Below are 21099 nucleotides of genomic sequence, written 5' to 3'. Positions count from 1 at the left end.
CCCCTTACCAACCGCGATCTTGCATGCGAGCTCCTGGAGCTATAGTAGAGATTTCAATTCCCTTCATCGCTGCTCCTAGCCCTTTAGAAAGGTTCGCTATTAATTCGTAATCTTGATAATGTGTTGTTGCTTCAACAATGGCTCTTGCAAACTTTGCTGGATTTTCCGATTTGAAGATCCCTGAACCAACAAATACGCCATCTGAACCAAGCTGCATCATTAACGCAGCATCAGCAGGTGTTGCAACGCCACCGGCTGCAAAGTTTACGACTGGTAATTTACCTAACCGTTTAATTTCAAGCAAAACCTCATATGGAGCTCCTAGAAGCTTAGCTTCAGTCATTAGCTCGTCCTCATTCATGCCAACTACTTTACGTACTTGAGCATTTACTTTGCGAATATGACGAACGGCTTCAACAATATTTCCTGTTCCTGGTTCACCTTTTGTGCGTAGCATAGATGCGCCCTCGCCAATACGGCGTGCTGCTTCGCCTAAATCACGGCAACCGCAAACGAATGGTACTGTATAATCTCTTTTATTTAAATGATACTCTTCATCTGCTGGAGTTAAAACTTCACTTTCATCAATGTAGTCAACGCCCATTGCTTCTAATACTCTTGCTTCAACGATATGACCAATCCGTGCTTTAGCCATTACTGGAATAGAAACTGCGTTTAAAACTTCTTCAGTAATGCGAGGGTCAGCCATTCTTGCAACTCCACCTGCTGCACGAATATCAGAAGGTACCCGTTCTAACGCCATTACTGCTACAGCGCCAGCCTCCTCGGCAATTTTCGCCTGTTCTGCATTGACAACGTCCATAATGACGCCACCTTTTTGCATTTCTGCCATACCTCTTTTTACACGATCTGTTCCTGTTTTCACGGAAAACTTCCCCTCCATAAACGTTATTTAATTTTAAGAACAATTAATTCTATCGGATTATTCTTTTTTTTCCTTTATGAAAATAAAACAACAAAAAGAGGCTCCTGTCAAGGCAGGAACCCCAAATATTAGAACCAACTTTTTACAGATGACGACACACTTCCCCAAACATCGCCAAAGAATCCGCCGATTCCGCGCATCATTAACACGAATCCATTTGATCTTTCAACATTTTCTGCAGCCACTACATCTACTTGAAGATTTTTATTTTCTTTGCCCAAAATAAATCCAAGATCTTCACCATTAGTAGATTTAATTGTTACGTAACCAACCTTCTCTCCTTTTTTTACAGGAGCAGTCAATTCACCGTCTTTAGTTAATTTTTTCTTATCCAGAACTAGGACAGGTTTGTATGAGTCCTTTTCTCCACTTTTCATCACCATACTAATGGGTTCTTTTGTATAAATCTCTACTTTATCTCCCTTACCTTTTACTACAGGAAGAGACTTTTTACCTTTAACTTGATAATGTTTAGACAAAACTTTTTCTTTAGCAAAGTTATTAAACGCATAATCAAGAACTTTTCTTGTTTCAGTAAATCTTGCATCCTTTGAAGAGGCCTTCATCACTACTGAAAGATACCGCTGACCATTTCTTTCAGCTGTTGAGGTAAAGCAGTAGCCAGCAAAATCAGTTGAACCAGTTTTTAAGCCGTCAACACCCTCATATTGAAAAATTAACCCTGGTAACATCCAGTTGAAATTAGGATACTCCTTACCATCTCTAAATTTTAATTTTGGAGTTTTTGCTGTTTCAATAACCTCAGGATAATTACTGATTAATTGATAAGCAAGCTTCGCTGTTGCCCGAGCTGACATGACATTTTCGTCCTTTGGTCCGCCTGCCGGTTGATTACCTAATAAGCTTTCATTGTTAAGACCAGTAGAATTAACAAAATTATAATCTTTTAAACCTAACTCATTTGCTTTTTTATTCATCATAGTGACGAAGTTTTTTTCTGTTCCTGCTACTGTTTCTGCTAATGCAACTGCTGCAGCATTACCAGAAAAAATAGCCATTGCTTGATAGAGCTCTTTAACCGAATATTCTTCTCCTTGTGTTAATCCTACATTGGAGAGATCAGGTGCGGCTGATAATTTATGAACATATTCATTAATCGTAACCTTCTGGTCCCAACTAATTTTTTTATTTTGGATGGCTTCTAAGACCAAGTATTCTGTCATCATTTTTGACATACTAGCAACGCCAAGTACCTCATCTGGATTTTTTTGATATAATATCTTACCAGTCTTTACATCTAATAAAATAGCTGCCTCTGCATTAATACCAAGGGAATCTCCCTCCGCATTTGCTACATGTGGGCCAACTGCCGTGACGGATGCGAAACATACTATTAACATGGCAACGAATAGCAAAACCTTACGATAATAATTCAATCCAATTTCCTCCAGCTCTTAATTTTAGGGTCAAATTTATATTGTGAGAGTGGTAGACTCTTGTTTTCACCTTGATAGTTTAACATAAACAATTATTAGTTTCTACACCCACCCATGTATGGAAATAAGTCTATTAATTTTACAAAAAATAGCACAATAACGGTGGTTTGGCAGAGCAATAAGTCTTTATTTTAATGAATTAAAAAGGACAGAGAATACTTTCTCCGTCCTAAGTAAATTTTAGATATTTATTGAAGTGAATAGTTTGGTGATTCCTTCGTAATTTGAACATCATGAGGATGACTTTCTCTTAATCCTGCACCAGTCATTCTAATGAACTGGGAATTTTCTCTTAGTGCTCTTAAATCTCTTGAACCACAATATCCCATTCCCGAACGAATGCCTCCTACTAACTGATAAATCGTATCGGACAAAGGTCCTTTGTAAGGTACTCTTCCTTCAATACCCTCTGGGACAAACTTCTTATTATCTTCTTGGAAATAGCGGTCTTTAGAGCCTTTTTCCATTGCACTAACTGAGCCCATACCTCGATATACTTTAAAGCGACGTCCTTGATAAATTTCGGTATCTCCTGGGCTTTCTGAAACACCTGCTAACATGCTTCCGAGCATAACGGCATGTCCACCAGCTGCTAACGCCTTTACGATATCACCAGAATATTTAATACCACCATCAGCAATAATTGCCTTCCCGTGTTTCCGTGCTTCCGTTGCACAATCGTAGACGGCTGTAATCTGAGGTACTCCAACTCCAGCTACCACCCGAGTTGTGCAAATTGAACCAGGTCCGATTCCAACCTTAACAACATCTACCCCTGCATCGATTAGTTCCTTTGTCGCAGCCGCAGTAGCTACATTCCCGGCGATAATGGCCAGTTCAGGATAAGCTTGTCTAATCTCTCTAACTGTCTCAAGAACCCCTGCTGAGTGTCCGTGAGCGGTATCGACGACAATGGCATCTACATTTGCTTTCACTAAGGCATCTACACGCATCATCGTATCCTTTGTTACTCCTACTGCAGCCCCAGCCAACAGACGCCCTTGTTGATCTTTTGCTGAATTAGGAAATTCAATAACCTTCTCAATATCTTTAATTGTAATAAGGCCCTTTAATACTCCACTTTCATCAACTAAAGGAAGTTTTTCTATTTTGTATTGTTGAAGAATCTTTTCGGCATCCTGGAGACTTGTTCCCACTGGTGCTGTTACCAAGTTCTCCTTTGTCATAACATCTGAAATAAGGATAGAGTAGTCTTGAATAAATCGTAAATCACGATTAGTAAGAATTCCCACAAGTTTTTGTTCAACTTCGTTATTAATGATTGGAACGCCAGAAATTCGATATTTCCCCATCAAGTGTTCAGCATCAAAAACTTGCTGTTCAGGAGTTAAGAAAAATGGATCTGTTATTACGCCGCTCTCTGACCGTTTAACTTTTAATACTTGGTCAGCCTGTTGTTCGATTGACATATTCTTGTGAATAACACCAAGTCCACCTTGGCGGGCAATTGCTATTGCCATATCCGCTTCTGTTACTGTATCCATTCCTGCACTGATAATTGGGATATTTAACTTAACCTTTTTTGTTAACTCTACTTGAAGATTGACATCACGCGGTAACACTTCCGATTTCGCCGGGACCAACAAAACATCATCGAACGTTAAACCTTCTTTTTTAAATTTAGATTCCCACATTTTTATTTATGACCTCCTGGATACGTAAAAATATTATTAGTAGGTTATCAATTGGATAAAATACTGTCAAGAAAGATCACTTATGTTAGATTTTTCAGAAAATTGTAAAGGGGTAAATCGAATGGATTATCAAGACTGGAATAGTTACACAATGTTTTTCTCCGCCTCCTTTACTCAAGCCTTTTTAAAAAATAATTATCATAAGCAACGTATTGAGCAAGCTGATCAAAAAAGCTTTCAAAATTGCTACCCATTCATTTATTATCTAGAACACGGGAAAATTTATTACGAACAAGCTATCCAAGCCCCACTCATGATTCAACCAATTTTAATCTTTTACGGGTTTATCCACTTAATTAAAGCCTGTATTCTAGTCAAAGACCCAAATTATCCAGAAACAACCTCTGTATTAGCACATGGGGTTTCATCGAGAAAAAGAAAAAAACAACAGTATCGTTTTTTAGATGATGAAGTCAAAATTCAAAAGACCGGCCTTTTCCCTTTTATGTCTGATAAGTTGTTTCACATGAAACAATTAGAAGGGGAGAAGGTTACGATGGAAGAACTACTATCCAATATACCTGAGGTTGACCATCTCTTTTCAAAATTAGAAAAGAAAAAGATTTTCGAAAAAGGGCCATTTAAAAATGGAAACATCCTTATTTCTAATAATATCTTAGACTCCTTCCATATGACAGAAAATCGCTTTGAAGATTATTTACGCTCTAAATTCCAAAGATCATTCTCGGTATCTTCACACGATAAGGATTATTTAAAGATAGGAGTTGAAAATGGTTTTTTTGGAGAGACGCTTCCTTTTAGATTTAATATTGTAGAAAAACAATATTCATTACCTCTACACAAAGGGGATCTCTTGCAATTTCCTGAAATGCTTATTCATTACTTACTTCTTTATAATCTAAGTATGATTGCTAGATATGAAACAGAATGGTGGAGTGAACTAATGAAAATGATGGCAAATAACGATTTTCCATTTATCCAGTCATTTTTAGAAACAACTATTAAGAAAGGTCCGTTTTTGATATATCAGCAGTTGATTAGTGGGTTGGAGAAGTAGTAAGCAAAAAAGCTCAAGCCTCTTGGTTTGCACAAGGAGCTCGCTTATCAGCTTGTGACCTCGAGCCGAGCGGATGTTAGCCAATAGGACAAAGAGGCTCGTGAGCTCCTGACCTCTGAGTGTACCTTGTACGCTCCGGGCTTCATCCCTAACTAAAAGATTGTTGTTTTTTAAATGGGGTTTGTGGAAGCAAAACGTTGATAAAAAAGCTTATCTTCGCTTCAGGTGCGAGACCCCTGCGGGAGCAACGGGACAAGGTGATCCCCTAAGGTGCGCGAGTATCCTGGAGCGGAAATCAACCACATTTCTCTTTTGGTAAATAGCAAAAAACTTTACAAAAACGGCAAAAAAAGAACAACTCATTTGAGTTGTTCTTTTTTTGCCCGGCAACGTCCTACTCTCACAGGGGGAGATCCCCCAACTACCATCGGCGCTGAGAAGCTTAACTTCCGTGTTCGGTATGGGAACGGGTGTGACCTTCTCGCTATCGCCACCAGACTATTTTTTTCATAAGACATTATTTATTATAATGACTTTTTGAAGTTTTGCAAGAGAAATTTTCATTCCCTCAAAACTAGATAATGCAGAAGAAGTTGTAAAACTAATAACACCGTTTTTGGTTAAGTCCTCGATCGATTAGTATCAGTCAGCTCCACACGTCACCGCGCTTCCACCTCTGACCTATCAACCTGATCATCTTTCAGGGATCTTACTAGCTTGCGCTATGGGAAATCTCATCTTGAGGGGGGCTTCATGCTTAGATGCTTTCAGCACTTATCCCTTCCGCACATAGCTACCCAGCTATGCCTTTGGCAAGACAACTGGTACACCAGCGGTGCGTCCATCCCGGTCCTCTCGTACTAAGGACAGCTCCTCTCAAATTTCCTGCGCCCACGACGGATAGGGACCGAACTGTCTCACGACGTTCTGAACCCAGCTCGCGTACCGCTTTAATGGGCGAACAGCCCAACCCTTGGGACCGACTACAGCCCCAGGATGCGATGAGCCGACATCGAGGTGCCAAACCTCCCCGTCGATGTGGACTCTTGGGGGAGATAAGCCTGTTATCCCCGGGGTAGCTTTTATCCGTTGAGCGATGGCCCTTCCATGCGGAACCACCGGATCACTAAGCCCGACTTTCGTCCCTGCTCGACTTGTAGGTCTCGCAGTCAAGCTCCCTTGTGCCTTTACACTCTACGAATGATTTCCAACCATTCTGAGGGAACCTTTGGGCGCCTCCGTTACTCTTTAGGAGGCGACCGCCCCAGTCAAACTGCCCACCTGACACTGTCTCCTACCCCGATCAGGGGTATGGGTTAGAATTTCAATACAGCCAGGGTAGTATCCCACCAATGCCTCCACCGAAGCTAGCGCTCCGGCTTCTACGGCTCCTACCTATCCTGTACAAGCTGTACCAAAATTCAATATCAGGCTACAGTAAAGCTCCACGGGGTCTTTCCGTCCTGTCGCGGGTAACCTGCATCTTCACAGGTACTATAATTTCACCGAGTCTCTCGTTGAGACAGTGCCCAGATCGTTACGCCTTTCGTGCGGGTCGGAACTTACCCGACAAGGAATTTCGCTACCTTAGGACCGTTATAGTTACGGCCGCCGTTTACTGGGGCTTCGGTTCAAAGCTTCGCCTTGCGGCTAACCTCTCCCCTTAACCTTCCAGCACCGGGCAGGCGTCAGCCCCTATACTTCGCCTTGCGGCTTTGCAGAGACCTGTGTTTTTGCTAAACAGTCGCCTGGGCCTATTCACTGCGGCTCTTCAAGGCTATTCACCCTAAAGAGCACCCCTTCTCCCGAAGTTACGGGGTCATTTTGCCGAGTTCCTTAACGAGAGTTCTCTCGCTCACCTTAGGATTCTCTCCTCGCCTACCTGTGTCGGTTTGCGGTACGGGCACCTTTTATCTCGCTAGAGGCTTTTCTAGGCAGTGTGAAATCAGGAACTTCGGTACTATATTTCCCTCGCTATCACAGCTTAGCCTTCACGGTAACGGGATTTTCCTCGCTACCAGCCTAACTGCTTAGACGCGCATATCCAACAGCGCGCTTACCCTATCCTTCTGCGTCCCCCCATTGCTCAAACGATAAAGAGGTGGTACAGGAATATCAACCTGTTGTCCATCGCCTACGCCTTTCGGCCTCGGCTTAGGTCCCGACTAACCCTGAGCGGACGAGCCTTCCTCAGGAAACCTTAGGCATTCGGTGGATGGGATTCTCACCCATCTTTCGCTACTCATACCGGCATTCTCACTTCTAAGCGCTCCACCAGTCCTTACGGTCTAGCTTCAACGCCCTTAGAACGCTCTCCTACCACTGACATCTAAGATGTCAATCCACAGCTTCGGTGATACGTTTAGCCCCGGTACATTTTCGGCGCAGAGTCACTCGACCAGTGAGCTATTACGCACTCTTTAAATGGTGGCTGCTTCTGAGCCAACATCCTGGTTGTCTAAGCAACTCCACATCCTTTTCCACTTAACGTATACTTTGGGACCTTAGCTGGTGGTCTGGGCTGTTTCCCTTTTGACTACGGATCTTATCACTCGCAGTCTGACTCCCACGGATAAGTCTTTGGCATTCGGAGTTTGTCTGAATTCGGTAACCCGATGAGGGCCCCTAGTCCAAACAGTGCTCTACCTCCAAGACTCTTACAACGTGAGGCTAGCCCTAAAGCTATTTCGGAGAGAACCAGCTATCTCCAAGTTCGATTGGAATTTCTCCGCTACCCACACCTCATCCCCGCACTTTTCAACGTGCGTGGGTTCGGGCCTCCAGTAGGTGTTACCCTACCTTCACCCTGGACATGGGTAGATCACCTGGTTTCGGGTCTACAACCACATACTCATTCGCCCTATTCAGACTCGCTTTCGCTGCGGCTCCGTCTTATCAACTTAACCTTGCATGTAATCGTAACTCGCCGGTTCATTCTACAAAAGGCACGCCATCACCCATTAACGGGCTTTGACTACTTGTAGGCACACGGTTTCAGGATCTATTTCACTCCCCTTCCGGGGTGCTTTTCACCTTTCCCTCACGGTACTGGTTCACTATCGGTCACTAGGTAGTATTTAGCCTTGGGAGATGGTCCTCCCTGCTTCCGACCGGATTTCTCGTGTCCGGCCGTACTCAGGATCCACTCAGGAGGGAACGAAGTTTCAACTACAGGGTTTTTACCTTCTTTGACGGGCCTTTCCAGACCTCTTCATTTACCCCGTTCCTTTGTAACTCCATGTTGAGTGTCCTACAACCCCAAGAGGCAAGCCTCTTGGTTTGGGCTATTTCCCGTTTCGCTCGCCGCTACTCAGGGAATCGCATTTGCTTTCTCTTCCTCCGGGTACTTAGATGTTTCAGTTCCCCGGGTCTGCCTTCAATACCCTATGTATTCAGGTAAAGATACTACTCCATTACGAGCAGTGGGTTTCCCCATTCGGAAATCTCCGGATCAAAGCTTACTTACAGCTCCCCGAAGCATATCGGTGTTAGTACCGTCCTTCATCGGCTCCTAGTGCCAAGGCATCCACCGTGCGCCCTTTCTAACTTAACCTAAAGGTTAATCTCTTATTATATAAGAGAGAAAAAACTAATGTGGTGTTTCTCGGTCTTACATTCTTCTTACGATTATCTAGTTTTCAAGGAACAAAAATAACGACAAAAAGCAATCGTTATAAGATTGGTGGAGCCTAGCGGGATCGAACCGCTGACCTCCTGCGTGCAAGGCAGGCGCTCTCCCAGCTGAGCTAAGGCCCCGTTATAGGTGGATATGGTGGGCCTAAATGGACTCGAACCATCGACCTCACGCTTATCAGGCGTGCGCTCTAACCAGCTGAGCTATAGGCCCATATAACGGATAAACATATATAAATTTTTAAGAGATTACTCTCTCAAAACTAAACAAACAAACCATCAACATCACATCACTATAAGTGTTGTGTTCCGATTGTCTTTACGACAATATCCTTAGAAAGGAGGTGATCCAGCCGCACCTTCCGATACGGCTACCTTGTTACGACTTCACCCCAATCATCTGTCCCACCTTAGGCGGCTGGCTCCTTACGGTTACCCCACCGACTTCGGGTGTTACAAACTCTCGTGGTGTGACGGGCGGTGTGTACAAGGCCCGGGAACGTATTCACCGCGGCATGCTGATCCGCGATTACTAGCGATTCCAGCTTCATGTAGGCGAGTTGCAGCCTACAATCCGAACTGAGAGTGGTTTTATGGGATTGGCTCGACCTCGCGGTTTTGCAACCCTTTGTACCACCCATTGTAGCACGTGTGTAGCCCAGGTCATAAGGGGCATGATGATTTGACGTCATCCCCACCTTCCTCCGGTTTGTCACCGGCAGTCACCTTAGAGTGCCCAACTGAATGCTGGCAACTAAGATCAAGGGTTGCGCTCGTTGCGGGACTTAACCCAACATCTCACGACACGAGCTGACGACAACCATGCACCACCTGTCACTCTGTCCCCCGAAGGGGAACGTCCTATCTCTAGGAGTGTCAGAGGATGTCAAGACCTGGTAAGGTTCTTCGCGTTGCTTCGAATTAAACCACATGCTCCACCGCTTGTGCGGGCCCCCGTCAATTCCTTTGAGTTTCAGCCTTGCGGCCGTACTCCCCAGGCGGAGTGCTTAATGCGTTAGCTGCAGCACTAAAGGGCGGAAACCCTCTAACACTTAGCACTCATCGTTTACGGCGTGGACTACCAGGGTATCTAATCCTGTTTGCTCCCCACGCTTTCGCGCCTCAGCGTCAGTTACAGACCAAAGAGCCGCCTTCGCCACTGGTGTTCCTCCACATCTCTACGCATTTCACCGCTACACGTGGAATTCCGCTCTTCTCTTCTGCACTCAAGTTCCCCAGTTTCCAATGACCCTCCCCGGTTGAGCCGGGGGCTTTCACATCAGACTTAAGGAACCGCCTGCGCGCGCTTTACGCCCAATAATTCCGGACAACGCTTGCCACCTACGTATTACCGCGGCTGCTGGCACGTAGTTAGCCGTGGCTTTCTGGTTAGGTACCGTCAAGGTACCGGCAGTTACTCCGATACTTGTTCTTCCCTAACAACAGAGCTTTACGACCCGAAGGCCTTCATCGCTCACGCGGCGTTGCTCCATCAGACTTTCGTCCATTGTGGAAGATTCCCTACTGCTGCCTCCCGTAGGAGTCTGGGCCGTGTCTCAGTCCCAGTGTGGCCGATCACCCTCTCAGGTCGGCTACGCATCGTCGCCTTGGTGAGCCGTTACCTCACCAACTAGCTAATGCGCCGCGGGCCCATCTGTAAGTGTCAGCCGAAACCGACTTTCAGCTTTTCCTCATGAGAGGAAAAGGATTATCCGGTATTAGCACCGGTTTCCCGGTGTTATCCCAGTCTTACAGGCAGGTTGCCCACGTGTTACTCACCCGTCCGCCGCTGATATCAGGGAGCAAGCTCCCATCAATCCGCTCGACTTGCATGTATTAGGCACGCCGCCAGCGTTCGTCCTGAGCCAGGATCAAACTCTCCAAGAAAGTTGATTGACTCATAAAAGTTACGTTGGCTAGTGTCATGACCGAAGTCATTCACACTATAAAAAATTATATTGTTGACGTTTGTTTGTTTAGTTTTCAAAGAGCAATTTGTTCCGTCGTCTCTCAGAGGCGACTTTATTAATATATCATTTGCAACAAAATAAGTCAACTAATATTTTTTAATGCTTAAATAGTATTAACCGTTTGTTGCTGACTTGAATGATTATATCAGCTATTAAATACTTTGGCAAGTACTTATTGATAATAAAAGACTCTACTCCTTTTTTCGCTGATCAACTTAAAACGGGAGTTATTTAATCCATAGGCATTTTTAAACTAGAATGCTGATTTCCGTTCCAGGCACTCACGCACCTGTCCCGCTGCTCCTGTGGGAGTCTTGCGCCTTCCACTCCAATCAACATTGAGCTTTAAAACAGCCAATCTATAAAAAAGGGACGAAGGTTAACAGCAACCTTCATCCCTTTTTAAAAATTATTCTTCTTTGTCTTCATCAGATATAACTTCACTGATAGATTCAGGTGAATTATCTGATTCATTCTTTTCAGCTTTATCAGTTGATGCTTGAGGAGATTCTTGAACACTGTCTTCTATTTCCCCACTAGATAGATTTGTTTCTTCATTCTCAAATTCTTCTTTATCTTCTTCTTTAGCAACCTTGGCAACTGTAGCCACTTGATCATGTTCAGATTCTCCTAGTCGGATCAATCTGACACCTTGCGTGTTTCTTCCCATTGATGAAATATCATTAACATCCATACGGATTAACACACCGCCTGTCGTAATCAACATGACATCTTCCTCGCCAGTTACTACTTTCATCGATATGAGATTCCCATTTTTCTCTGTAATATTACACGTTTTAATCCCTTTACCGCCTCGACCTTGGACTCGGTATTCAACTGCTGGAGTTCGTTTTCCATAACCTTTTTGGGTAACAATTAAGATGTCAGTATTATCCTCTAATACTTCCATTCCAACAACTTCGTCATCATCATCCAGGTTAATTCCTTTAACACCAGTAGCTGTTCTTCCCATTGAACGTACATCAGTCTCAGGGAAACGAATCAACATTCCTTTTTTTGTACCAATGATGATTTCTTTGCTTCCGTCGGTTAACCGAACTGAAATCAATTCATCTTCCTCACGTAAATTAAGTGCAATTAAGCCATTATTACGGATGTTCGCAAACGATGTTAATGGAGAGCGTTTCGAAACTCCTTGCTTCGTAGTAAAGAATAGAGACCAATCATCTACAAATTCTTCTACTGGAATAATCGCATTTACCCATTCACCTTTATCTACTTCGAGTAAATTAATGATTGGCAACCCTTTTGCTGTTCGACTATACTCTGGAATTTCATAGCCCTTGGACCGGTATACCTTACCTTTGTTTGTGAAAAATAGAATAGTATCATGGGTAGAAGTGGTGATTAAGTGTTCAACAAAATCATCTTCATTTGTGTTCATTCCCTGGATACCGCGTCCTCCACGTTTTTGCGAACGATAGGTTGAAACTGGAAGACGTTTGATATAGCCATTATGCGTTAAAGTAATGACGACACTTTCCTTTGGAATTAGGTCTTCATCCTCTATCATTTCTACTCCACTTGTAACAATTTCAGTACGGCGCTTATCATTAAAGCGTTCTTTTATTTCGGTAAGTTCTTCTCTAATAATTTCTAAAATTTTCTCTTCATTAGCGAGAATTGCATTCAATTCTTCAATCAGATTAAGCAAGGTCTGGAGTTCTTCCTCGATTTTTTCACGTTCTAAACCAGTTAATCGTTGCAAACGCATGTCAAGGATTGCCTGTGCTTGTTTTTCTGATAATTGAAATTGAGTCATTAATCCTTCGCGAGCAATATCTGTTGTCCTCGAGCCACGAATCAAACTAATTACTGCATCAATATTGTCTAATGCAATTTTTAATCCTTCTAAAATATGAGCACGAGCTTCAGCCTTACGTAGTTCAAACTCCGTTCTACGACGAATGACTACCTTCTGATGATCTAAGTAATGAACTAAACATTGCTTAAGTGTTAAAACCTTTGGGTGACCATTAACAAGTGCTAATGTGTTGATTCCAAAGCTGGTTTGCAGGGCGGTGTGTTTATATAAGTTATTTAAAAGGACATTCGCATTAGCGTCTTTTCGTACCTCAATAACAATCCTCATCCCATTACGATCGGATTCATCGCGCAGGTCTGTAATTCCATCGATTTTTTTATCACGAGCTAATTCAGCAATCTTTTCAATCAATCTTGCTTTATTAACTTGGTATGGTAATTCATTAACAATGATTACTTCTTTTCCATTTGACTTTTGTTCAATTTCTACCTTCGCACGGATAGTTACTGAGCCTCTGCCTGTTTCGTATGCTTTACGAATACCACTTCGGCCTAGAATTAATCCTCCTGTTGGGAAATCAGGACCAGGGATAATCTCCATTAGCTCTTGAGTAGTAATCTCAGGATCATGGCTAATTGCTAATACTCCATCAATTACTTCACCAAGTTGGTGAGGTGGGATATTAGTTGCCATACCTACAGCAATTCCTGTTGTTCCATTAACTAATAGATTAGGGAATCGAGCCGGAAGAACAACCGGTTCACGTTCCTCACCATCGTAGTTATCTTGAAAATCAATCGTATCTTTGTTGATATCTCTTAATAGTTCCATCGAAATTTTGGACATTCTTGATTCTGTATAACGCATTGCTGCTGCTGAATCACCATCTACAGACCCAAAGTTTCCATGACCATCTACGAGCATATAACGGTAGTTAAAGTCTTGAGCCATCCGAACCATTGTTTCGTAAACTGCAGAATCACCATGAGGATGATACTTACCGATTACGTCACCAACGATACGAGCAGACTTTTTGTAAGGTTTGTCCGAATGCATTCCAAGATCATGCATAGCATAAAGAATACGGCGATGAACTGGCTTTAAGCCATCACGTACATCCGGAAGAGCACGAGATACAATAACACTCATCGCATAGTCAAGAAAGGAAGATTTCATCTCCTGACTGATATTAATCTCTTTTATTTGAGAATTTGGTGTTTCAGCCATATTTGGTACCTCCTATTTAGGGCAACGTAAAGCTTTCATTGATCACCCTTCTACTTCGGTAAATGAAAAAAGGAGGATAGTGGTCAACCCTCTACCCTTACCTTTTTCTAATTGTCTAGCTCATCGAAAGCTAAGCGCCTTTCGATTTTCTTGTTGTCTAGCAGCTACTTGCCTCTTCGAAGTGCTTTTTTCTATATGTCTAGATTCTTCACATATTGTGCATTTGCTTCAATGAAGTTACGACGAGGTTCTACTTTGTCACCCATTAACATTTCAAAAGTTTCATCAGCCTCAATTGCATCTTCTAAACTAACTTGTAGCATTGTTCTAGTGGATGGATCCATTGTTGTTTCCCATAATTGCGTCGGATTCATCTCTCCAAGACCTTTATAACGCTGGATATTTGGTTTAGGTGAATTAGGTAATTCCGCAAAAACACGCTCAAGTTCTTTATCATTGTATGCATACTCAATTCGTTTCCCTTGTTGGACTTTATATAGTGGGGGTTGGGCAATATAAACATAACCAGCCTCTAATATTTGTCTCATATATCGATAAAAGAAGGTTAATAAGAGCGTGCGAATATGGGCACCATCAACATCAGCATCAGTCATGATCACTACTTTATGATAACGAGCTCGAGCAATATCAAAATCTTCCCCAATCCCTGTCCCGATTGCCGTAATCATTGCCCTAACTTCATTGTTAGAGAGAATCTTATCTAGCCGTGCTTTCTCAACATTTAGGATTTTTCCTCTTAAAGGTAAAATTGCCTGAAAGTGACGGTCACGTCCTTGTTTGGCTGATCCACCGGCAGAGTCACCCTCAACAATATAGATTTCACTGATTGCAGGATCCTTAGAAGAACAATCTGCTAATTTCCCGGGCAAACTCGAAACCTCTAAAGCACTTTTTCGACGTGTTAATTCCCGTGCCTTTTTTGCAGCGAGTCTTGCTCTTGCAGCCATTAGGCCTTTTTCAACAACTTTACGTGCAACTCCGGGGTCTTCAAGTAGAAATTTCTCGAAATGTTCAGAGAAAATGGTATCAGTAATCGTACGAACTTCTGAGTTACCCAGTTTTGTTTTTGTTTGACCCTCAAATTGCGGATCCGGGTGTTTAATGGATATGATGGCTGTTAACCCTTCACGAACGTCTTCACCAGAAAGATTTGTGTCATTTTCTTTAATCAATCCATTCTTTCTAGCATAATCATTAATGACTCTGGTTAACGCGGTCTTGAAACCAAATTCGTGAGTTCCACCTTCATAGGTGTGAATATTATTGGCAAAAGAGTATATATTGCTTGTATAGCTTTCGTTATATTGCAGAGCAACATCGATTGTTATACCATCTTTTTCGCCCTCGATAAAAATAGGCTCTTCATGAACAACATCCTTCGTTCTGTTTAAATGCTCAACGTAGGATTTAATTCCACCTTCATAAATATACTCATTCTTTTTATTTTCAACTCGCTTGTCTTCAATAGTAATTTTAATATTTTTATTTAAGAAGGCAAGTTCGCGTAGACGAGTTGCAAGTGTGTCATAATCATATTCTAGTGTTTCAGTGAAGATGGTTGCATCAGGTATAAAGTGAATCGTTGTTCCTGTATGATCTGTTTCTCCAACCACTGCTAAATCAGCTTGTGGAACACCACGTTCAAATACTTGGTAATAGATTTTTCCGTCACGGTGGACATAAACTTCTAGCTTTGTTGATAAAGCATTTACAACTGAGGCACCAACACCATGGAGACCTCCAGATACTTTATATCCACCTCCGCCAAATTTACCGCCTGCGTGGAGGACTGTAAAAATGACTTCAACTGCTGGGCGTCCCACTTTTTCTTGAATACCAACTGGAATACCGCGTCCATTATCCTTAACCGTAATGCTGTTATCTTTTTCAATAATGACATTTATGTCTGAACAATGACCTGCAAGGGCTTCGTCAATACTATTATCCACAATTTCCCAAACTAGATGATGTAAACCTCTTCCACTCGTTGACCCGATGTACATTCCTGGCCGTTTTCGAACAGCTTCTAATCCTTCTAATACCTGTATGTCACTTTCATCATAGGTTTCTTCTTGCATTGCATTTTGCTCCATTGCCATTTCGATCACCTACACTTTCTGTATACACTGGACTTTCTAATTTATTCAATAGATAGTAATTAATTATATCATTCAAGATGGGGAAATGCTTGAGAGCGTCTTTTTAATGTTCCTGAAGAAAAAGGGGAAAAGTACACCTTATTTAGTGTTATCACAAGCGATTTATATGGCCCTTTAGCTGCATTGAATATCTGGTCTTTTTGGTGATCAATGAAGTCATCCATGTAAGGCGAAAACTTTGTGCTTTCTCTATCAACGATCGCGATAATGTCTTCTGTTTTGACTGTTATCTCTTCCCCGACATGAAGGTACATTTTTTCACCTCATTGAATTTGACTCATTTTTCCAACCTCAACACTGAATGTAGCAGCTTCTTTTAGTGTTTGATGGTCAATTCCTTCCACACTTGTGGTGGTTACAAACGTTTGAACCTTGCCTTGAATCGTATTAAGTAAATGAGATTGACGGTAGTCATCAAGCTCGGATAATACATCATCTAACAATAAAATAGGGTATTCACCGATTTCTGAACGAATTAATTCAATTTCGGCAAGCTTAACAGAGAGGGCTGTTGTTCTTTGTTGTCCTTGTGACCCGAACGTTTGGACATCGCGTTCATTTACAAAAAAGAGGAGATCATCACGATGGGGACCAAACAAAGTAATACCGCGCTCAATTTCCTTATTTTTAACTTTGAAATATTTTTGTTCGAATACTTCTATCATTTTCGACAAACATCTTTCTTCTGATACCTCTACGGAAGGTTTATATTCCAACTTTAGTGTTTCTAAACCTCTGGAAATCCCCTTATGGATCGGAACAGCCCATTTTTCCAATAATTGAATGAATTCAAATCGCTTTACGATAATTTTTGCTGCGAGTTGAATAAATTGTTCCGTAAGTACATCAAGCATGGTCAAATCAGTTTGTTTTTTTGTTTGAAGTAGTTTTAAATAATGATTTCTTTGTTGTAATACTTTCTGGTACTGTCCCATATCGTGTAAATAAATAGGGGATACTTGCCCAATCTCCATATCAATAAAACGACGCCTAACTTGAGGGCTCCCTTTTACAAGATTGAGATCTTCTGGCGCAAACATGACAACATTCATATTTCCAATATATTGACTCAGCTTTTGCTGCTCAATATGATTGCATTTAGCCTTTTTTCCCTTTTTTGAAATAATTAATTGTAGTGGTAAAGAACCATGCTGTTTTTTAACCCTACCTTCTATTTTAGCATATTCTTTGTCCCAAGATATAAGTTCTTTATCATTTGAAGTTCGATGGGATTTAGCCATCGCAAGAACATAAATGGATTCCATTACATTCGTTTTTCCTTGAGCATTTTCACCTAGGATAACATTTACTTTATTTTCAAATTGAGCCTCAAGAACCTCATAATTCCGGTAGTTTTTTAGCTGTAATTGCTGGATATACATGAAATCCACCTTTGTTTATTACACCACAATAAATGTTCCGATATTTGGTATTTTTATTTTATCACCAGCATAAAGTTTTCTTCCTCTTCTTTGGTCCTGGTCACCATTGATGAAAACTTCATACTCACTTAAAAACCACTTAGCCATGCCGCCAGATTGAATCACTTCAGCCAATTTTAAAAATTGCCCTAATGTAATATATTCCGTATCAATTTTGATTTCTTTCATTATCTCACTCTTTTCTCTCTTAAAGAAAGGGTATCTTGACTAAAATAAAAATATAATTGAACTACTTCATGAATGGTATGGACTGTAACAAGAAATCACCTTTTCTAAAGTGACCCAATTCTTTTATTTTACTAAAAAAAACATTTTTAGACAAATTTCGTATAAAAAAGAGCCTGACCGAATAATAGTCAGACTCTTCAGATTAAAATTAAAATTTAATAGGTCCTTACCGGTAATATTAATTGGAGAATAGAATCGTCAGCCATAGGGCGGATGACAAATGGACGCATTGCCCCAGTAAAGCTAATTTTAATTTCTGTTCCTTCTAATGCTTTTAATGCATCCATCATGTATTTCGCACTAAAAGAAATTTTCAATTCCTCTCCCTCAATTTCTTGAGCTTGAACTTCTTCAACTACATTACCGATTTCTGGAGTGTTAGAGGTGATTTCGAGCAAGCTGTCACCAATCGTCGCAAACTTAACGACATTATTTTTTCCTTCACGAGCAAGCAATGACGCACGATCAATGGCATGTAAAAAGTCCTTCGTAATAACCGTTACATTTGTTTTATTTTCCGCTGGGATAAGACGTGACGTATCAGGATAATTTCCTTCTAATAACCTCGAGAAAAATAACAAATGCTTCGCTTTAAACAAAACCTGATTTTCCGTAATGACAATATCAATAGAATCATTTGTATCATCTAAAATTTTGCTTAGTTCGTTTAAACTTTTACCCGGAATGACCACATTGTAAGCTTCATTGTTATCCGTTTCAATTTTAGCTTTTCTTAAAGCAAGACGATGACTATCTGTTGCAATACAGGATAATTCATTATTTTCCACCTTCCAGTTGACACCTGTCAAGATAGGGCGTGTTTCTGAGGTGGACACTGCAAATACAGTTTGTCTAATCATCGCTTTTAAAAGATCTGTTGGGATTTTAAATACATTCTCTTCGTCAATTTGTGGTAAGTGTGGATATTCTTCAGCATCAATTCCATTTAAATTAAATTCAGACTTTCCAGAACGAATCACGGTTTGTAAATGATTTTCGACATGAATTTCGACCGAATCAGTTGGTAGCTTCTTAACAATTTCACTAAAGAATTTTGCTTGTAAAACAATTGATCCCGTTTGTTTTACTTCAACAATTTCATCACTAGATTCTTCTTTAGGAATAAACGATTCAATAGAAATATCCGAATCACTTCCTGTTAGCGTTACTCCCTCGTTCGTTGCGACGATCTTGATACCAGTTAAAATAGGAATAGTAGTTCTGGATGTTACAGCTTTCATTACATCTTGAACACTTTGAACAAGGCGATCTCGTTGGATTATAAATCTCATTAAATTAATCCTCCGTTATATGCATATTTTTTGTTCTTAAAACATATATTAATAAGTTATAAATATAGTAGAAGTACTAGTAGGGCCTGTGGATTTGTGGATAACCTCACTTTTTGAAAGAAAAGACAGTCTATCCACATGTGGACAAACTGTGTGTAAGTCATAGCAGGTTATCCACATTTTCCAAGGCTAAAATGAACTTAATTTCTATCATAGTGATCTAGCGCAAGGCGCCATCGGTTCGATTTTCTTAGCCGATGGCGCCTTCATATTTCTAAAATAAAAATTCTATACTTTTAAGGTTTGATGGATTTCCTTGATCTGCTTTTGTAATTGCATGTCAGATTGTAGTAGTTTTGAAATTTTTTCATGGGCATGAATGACCGTTGTGTGGTCACGTCCTCCAAACTCCTCACCGATTTTCGGTAGAGAAAAGTCTGTTAGCTCCCTCGATAAATACATGGCAATTTGACGAGGAAACGCGACTGACTTTGTGCGTTTTTTCGCTTTAAAGTCATCCAACTTGATACTGTAATGTTCTCCAACTACTTTTTGGATATCCAGGATTGTTATAATTCTTGGTTTCGAACTTGGTATGATATCTTTCAATGCTTCTGCTGCCAAGTCAGCATTGATATCTTTATTTATTAAAGAAGAATAAGCTACAACACGGATAAGTGCACCTTCAAGTTCACGAATGTTGGAATCAATTTGATTCGCAATATAAAGCATGACTTCATTTGGTATATCTAAACCTTCTGCTTTCGCCTTTTTACGGAGAATTGCAATTCTCGTTTCTAAATCTGGTGGAGTAATATCAGTAATTAATCCCCATTCAAAGCGTGATCTTAATCGATCCTCTAAAGTTGGAATTTCTCTAGGTGGTCGATCACTTGAGATGATAATTTGTTTACTTTCCTCATGCAGGGTGTTAAAGGTATGGAAAAATTCCTCCTGGGTTGATTCTTTTCCAGCTAAGAATTGAATATCATCAATCAATAAAACATCGACATTTCGATATTTATTTCGAAATTCTACAGCTTTGTTGTCGCGGATCGAATTAATGAATTCATTTGTGAATTTTTCAGAAGATAAATAAACCACTTTAGCGTCTGGATTATGATCTAATACATAATGTCCGATCGCATGCATCAAATGTGTTTTTCCGAGACCTACTCCTCCATAAATAAACAAAGGGTTATAGGCTTTGGCTGGCGCTTCAGCAACAGCCAGTGATGCTGCATGAGCAAAACGGTTTCCAGATCCAATAACAAATGTATCAAATAAATATTTTGGATTTAGCCAGCTCTGCGGTAATTCTTGCTGCTCCTCGTCTCTTCTGGCCTTTTTTGGTGGTATTGGAAGAGAGATTTCTTCTTCGTTTTGATTTTGAGGAATGATGAATTTTACTCCAAGCTCTTCACCTGTAATATCATATAAAATTCCTGAGATCAATTGGGAATAACGTTCCTCAAGCCAATCCCGTGCAAACTCGTTGGGAGCAGTAATAGTCAAGGTATCACCTTGAAGCATGTGTGCTTTTGTTGATTTTAGCCAAGTTTCAAAACTAGGCTTACTTACCTTTTTTTCTATATCACCAAGTGCTTTATTCCAAAGGTCCGCAATATTTTCCAATAAATATCCCCCCTTTTCGCCAAGTTTGAAAATGAACGCACTTTGACATATTACATTTTACTTCAAAAATGAAGAATTTATAAAAATACAATCATATTCATCTGAATAAACTATGGATTTATAAATATACAAAATGACTTATGCGGAATAATAAATAATAAGGAAGATAAGTGGAGTTTTCGACAGTATCCACGACTTGTGGACAAACTTTTCCTTATCCCTGAATAACCTGTCCACAGCTTATCCACAATTTGTGGATAAGCTAGTTATTCACAACTATTTATCCAGAGTGAAAACACAAATATAATATCAAATTATTAGTTGAGGTGCAATGCTTTTTCATACATTATCCACAAGTGACACAAGTTATTAGAAAAAATTGTCCACAGGCACTTAATGTGTGAAAAACCTGTCAATATCTGCTGTGGATAATAAAAAAGGCTGTCGAAAAGTATCCACAAGACGGGAAAACAAAAAAATTCTAATTTTTTTTGCTAAAATAAAAAACTGGATTGGCTATTTGGCTATAATAAGTTTAGAAAGAATATTTTCTGCAGTAAGTACATTCCT

The 21099-nt window shown here is 40.7% G+C and carries 11 protein-coding genes, 2 tRNA genes and 3 rRNA genes; 1 reads left to right on the top strand and 15 read right to left on the bottom strand.

From position 1 onward, the window contains the following. Nucleotides 1-4: 4 nt before the first annotated feature. The 3 genes from pdxS to guaB form a co-directional block, all read right to left on the bottom strand. On the bottom strand, nt 5-904 hold the full coding sequence (gene pdxS, locus B1NLA3E_RS00080) for a pyridoxal 5'-phosphate synthase lyase subunit PdxS (protein ID WP_187292132.1): 900 nt from the start codon (nt 902-904) through the stop codon (nt 5-7). Between the two features lie 110 nt (nt 905-1014). After that, complete coding sequence (locus tag B1NLA3E_RS00075) at nt 1015-2343, bottom strand: D-alanyl-D-alanine carboxypeptidase family protein (RefSeq protein ID WP_015591861.1); 1329 nt, start codon at nt 2341-2343, stop codon at nt 1015-1017. A gap of 248 nt (nt 2344-2591) precedes the next feature. After that, on the bottom strand, nt 2592-4058 hold the full coding sequence (gene guaB, locus B1NLA3E_RS00070; protein ID WP_015591860.1) for an IMP dehydrogenase: 1467 nt from the start codon (nt 4056-4058) through the stop codon (nt 2592-2594). Between the two features lie 121 nt (nt 4059-4179). On the opposite strand from guaB, the gene B1NLA3E_RS00065 reads away from it, so the two are divergent. Beyond that, on the top strand, nt 4180-5136 hold the full coding sequence (locus B1NLA3E_RS00065; protein WP_015591859.1) for a YaaC family protein: 957 nt from the start codon (nt 4180-4182) through the stop codon (nt 5134-5136). Nucleotides 5137-5517: 381 nt separating this feature from the next. On the opposite strand, the gene rrf is transcribed toward B1NLA3E_RS00065, so the two are convergent. From rrf to dnaA, 12 genes are all read right to left on the bottom strand, one after another. Beyond that, nucleotides 5518-5634, bottom strand: a 5S ribosomal RNA gene (rrf, locus tag B1NLA3E_RS00060). A gap of 118 nt (nt 5635-5752) precedes the next feature. Beyond that, nucleotides 5753-8689 (bottom strand): 23S ribosomal RNA (locus B1NLA3E_RS00055). Between the two features lie 127 nt (nt 8690-8816). Continuing rightward, nucleotides 8817-8892: transfer RNA gene (locus tag B1NLA3E_RS00050), tRNA-Ala, on the bottom strand. Between the two features lie 14 nt (nt 8893-8906). After that, nucleotides 8907-8983, bottom strand: a tRNA-Ile gene (locus tag B1NLA3E_RS00045). A gap of 123 nt (nt 8984-9106) precedes the next feature. Then, nucleotides 9107-10656 (bottom strand): 16S ribosomal RNA (locus B1NLA3E_RS00040). The 16S, 23S and 5S rRNA genes sit together here with 2 tRNA genes alongside, the layout of an rRNA operon. A 492-nt stretch (nt 10657-11148) precedes the next feature. Then, on the bottom strand, nt 11149-13752 hold the full coding sequence (gene gyrA / locus B1NLA3E_RS00035) for a DNA gyrase subunit A (protein ID WP_015591858.1): 2604 nt from the start codon (nt 13750-13752) through the stop codon (nt 11149-11151). Between the two features lie 191 nt (nt 13753-13943). Then, on the bottom strand, nt 13944-15851 hold the full coding sequence (gene gyrB, locus B1NLA3E_RS00030; protein ID WP_442852674.1) for a DNA topoisomerase (ATP-hydrolyzing) subunit B: 1908 nt from the start codon (nt 15849-15851) through the stop codon (nt 13944-13946). An 89-nt stretch (nt 15852-15940) separates the two neighbouring features. Next, nucleotides 15941-16186 carry an extracellular matrix regulator RemB gene (remB, locus tag B1NLA3E_RS00025; protein ID WP_015591856.1) on the bottom strand — a complete coding sequence of 82 codons (246 nt, stop codon included), beginning with the start codon at nt 16184-16186 and terminating at the stop codon, nt 15941-15943. Between the two features lie 9 nt (nt 16187-16195). Beyond that, nucleotides 16196-17314: a DNA replication/repair protein RecF gene (gene recF, locus B1NLA3E_RS00020; RefSeq protein WP_015591855.1), complete on the bottom strand. Its 1119-nt coding sequence runs from the start codon at nt 17312-17314 to the stop codon at nt 16196-16198. A gap of 18 nt (nt 17315-17332) precedes the next feature. Beyond that, nucleotides 17333-17545: a S4 domain-containing protein YaaA gene (yaaA, locus tag B1NLA3E_RS00015; RefSeq protein ID WP_144061409.1), complete on the bottom strand. Its 213-nt coding sequence runs from the start codon at nt 17543-17545 to the stop codon at nt 17333-17335. A gap of 212 nt (nt 17546-17757) precedes the next feature. Next, a complete protein-coding gene (gene dnaN / locus B1NLA3E_RS00010; protein ID WP_015591853.1) occupies nt 17758-18894 on the bottom strand; it encodes a DNA polymerase III subunit beta in 1137 nt (378 codons plus the stop codon). A gap of 288 nt (nt 18895-19182) precedes the next feature. After that, nucleotides 19183-20529, bottom strand: coding sequence for a chromosomal replication initiator protein DnaA (gene dnaA, locus B1NLA3E_RS00005; protein WP_015591852.1), 1347 nt, complete (start codon nt 20527-20529; stop codon nt 19183-19185). Between the last annotated feature and the right edge of the window lie 570 nt (nt 20530-21099).

This window comes from Bacillus sp. 1NLA3E, from assembly GCF_000242895.2.
In the GTDB taxonomy this organism is placed as follows: Bacteria; Bacillota; Bacilli; order Bacillales; family Cytobacillaceae; genus Bacillus_BU.
This window is presented reverse-complemented; position numbering and strand designations above follow the sequence as displayed.